Raw genomic sequence first — 2,453 nt, 5'->3', positions numbered from 1 at the left:
ATCAACGCTCGTGCTATATTCGCCCACAAGCATAGCTTGTGGTTCTTATATGAATCGAAAACCCCCGCTCCGAAAGGAGCGGGGGCTTGGTGTTATCGGAAGGATTTTACGTTCAGCATGCGGGTGGCATTAAGCACTGCCAGCACCATCACGCCTACATCGGCAAAGACAGCCCACCACATGTTCGCCACGCCCACGGCACTGAGCAGCAGGCAAAGGAATTTGACGCCCAGCGCAAACACAATGTTCTGGTAGACGATGGTCATGCACTTGCGGGCGATCCGCATGGCCAGCCCGATTTTGGCCGGGTCATCGTCCATCAGCACCACGTCGGCGGCCTCGATGGCGGCATCGCTGCCCAGCGCCCCCATGGCAATGCCGATGTCCGCCCGCATCAGTACCGGGGCATCGTTGATGCCGTCCCCGGCAAAGACCAACATCTTGTCGGCAGGTTTATGGGCCAGCAGTTCTTCCACCTGCCGTACCTTGTCGGCAGGCAGTAGCCCGGCATGGACTTCGTCAATGCCCAGCCGCTGGGCCACCTTGTCGGCCACGGCGGGGCTGTCACCGGTCAACATGACGGTGCGCACCCCCTGCCGCCGCAGATCCTCCATGGCGGTCTGGGCGGTGGGCTTTTCTTCATCCGAGATAAGGATGGACCCCAGAAATTGGCCGTCCCGGGCCAGATACACCACGCTGCCTGCGCCGTCGTCGGCGGTGTAGGTGATCTGGTTGGTTTCCATCAGGCGGGCGTTGCCGGCCAGAACCACCCGGCCATCCACCAAGGTGCGCACGCCTTGGCCGGCAATCTCCTGGGCGTCGGCCGCCCGGCGGGCATCCACATCGGGGCAGGCTTCCCGCAGGCTCTTGCTGATGGGATGGCTGGAAAACCGCTCTGCCAAGGCGGCGGTCTCCAGCAGTTCCTGCTCGGTCACGCCGGGGGCAGGGGTAAGGCGGGTCACCGCAAAGACACCCTTGGTCAGGGTGCCGGTCTTATCAAAAGCAGCCACGCCGGTGTGAGCCAGCGCTTCCAGATAGTTGCCGCCCTTGACCAGAATGCCGCACCGGGAGGCACCGCCAATGCCGCCGAAGAAGGTCAGCGGAATCGAGATGACCAGTGCGCAGGGGCAGCTGATGACCAAGAAGGTCAAGGCTCGCAGCAGCCAGAGCGTCCAGCCGCCGCCCAGCACCAGCGGGGGCAGCACGGCCAACACCAATGCCGCCAGACAGACCAGCGGCGTATACCAGTGGGCAAACTTGGTGATGAAGTTTTCCACCTTGGCTTTTTTCAGGCTGGAGTTTTCCACAAGGTCCAAGATTTTGGCCACGGTGGATTCGTCATAGGCCTTGGTGGTGGTGATGCGCAGCAGGCCGTCCTCATTGACGCAGCCGCTGATTACCGTTTCTCCGGGCCGCACGGTGCGGGGACGGCTCTCGCCGGTCAGAGCCGCAGTGTTCAGGGTACTTTCACCGCTGAGTACCACGCCGTCCAGCGGGATCTTCTCCCCGGGGCGCACAACGATCACCGAACCCACGGCCACTTCGTCGGGGTCCACCACGTCCACCGTGCCGTCGGGCTGCTCCAGATTGGCGCTGTCCGGCCGAATGTCCATCAAATCGCTGATGCTGCGGCGGCTTTTGCCTACCGCGTAGCTCTGGAACAGTTCCCCGATCTGATAGAAGAGCATAACGGCCACACCCTCGGCGTACTCGCCGCAGCCCATGGCGCCCACGGTGGCCACCGCCATCAGAAAGTTCTCGTCAAAAACCTCGCCGTTGCGGATGCCCAGCACGGCCTTGCGCAGGACATCATATCCAATGAGCAGGTAGGGAATCAGCCATACGAGTAGCTGCCCATACCACGGTAGGGTCACCAAGGACAGCACCAGCGCGGCGCACAAAGTCAACACCGCGGCCAGCAGGATGCGCCGCAGCGTCTTTTTCTGCTTTTTGGTCATGGAAGGATTCCTCCATTTTCAGTCCGGGTCTTACAACTCGATCTCGAAATCCGGCTCGATCTTCTTGGCGGCCCGGACAGCTTGCTGCAAAATTTCCTCAAAGCGGTCATCTTCGGCTTCCAGCAGCATCTTCTGGGTCATAAAGCTCACGCTGGCCCGCTGTACGCCGGGCAATGCTTTGACGGCGGTCTCGATTTTGGCGGCACAGTTTGCGCAGTCCACTTCGATCTTGAATTTCTTCTGCATAACAATACTCTCTTTCTATAAAGATGTGTCACTCTTCCACGTGTTCCATACCCAAGGCAATCATGGTACGCACATGGTCGTCGTCCAAGGAATAGTAGATGGCTTTGCCTTCCCGCCGGAACTTGACCAGCTTGCTGGCCTTGAGCAGTCGTAGCTGGTGGCTCACCGCACTCTGGGAAAGCCCCACCACCTGTGCAATGTCATTGACGCAGAGTTCGCTTTCGAACAGGGCGTACAAGATCTTGATGC

3 protein-coding genes are annotated in these 2,453 nt (G+C 60.3%); all 3 read right to left on the bottom strand.

The features are described 5' to 3' along the window. Nucleotides 1-92 precede the first annotated feature (92 nt). Nucleotides 93-1,958, bottom strand: a complete 1,866-nt coding sequence (locus Q0526_RS10625; protein WP_298733339.1) for a heavy metal translocating P-type ATPase — start codon at nt 1,956-1,958, stop codon at nt 93-95. Between the two features lie 30 nt (nt 1,959-1,988). Continuing rightward, nucleotides 1,989-2,204 carry a cation transporter gene (locus tag Q0526_RS10620; protein ID WP_298733337.1) on the bottom strand — a complete coding sequence of 72 codons (216 nt, stop codon included), beginning with the start codon at nt 2,202-2,204 and terminating at the stop codon, nt 1,989-1,991. A gap of 28 nt (nt 2,205-2,232) precedes the next feature. After that, on the bottom strand, nt 2,233-2,453 hold a 221-nt coding region (locus tag Q0526_RS10615; RefSeq protein WP_298733335.1), incomplete at its 5' end, for a metalloregulator ArsR/SmtB family transcription factor.

The organism is uncultured Subdoligranulum sp., assembly GCF_937890665.1.
The sequence above is the reverse complement of the archived record's forward strand: the minus strand, read 5'-3'. Positions and strand labels throughout refer to the sequence as shown.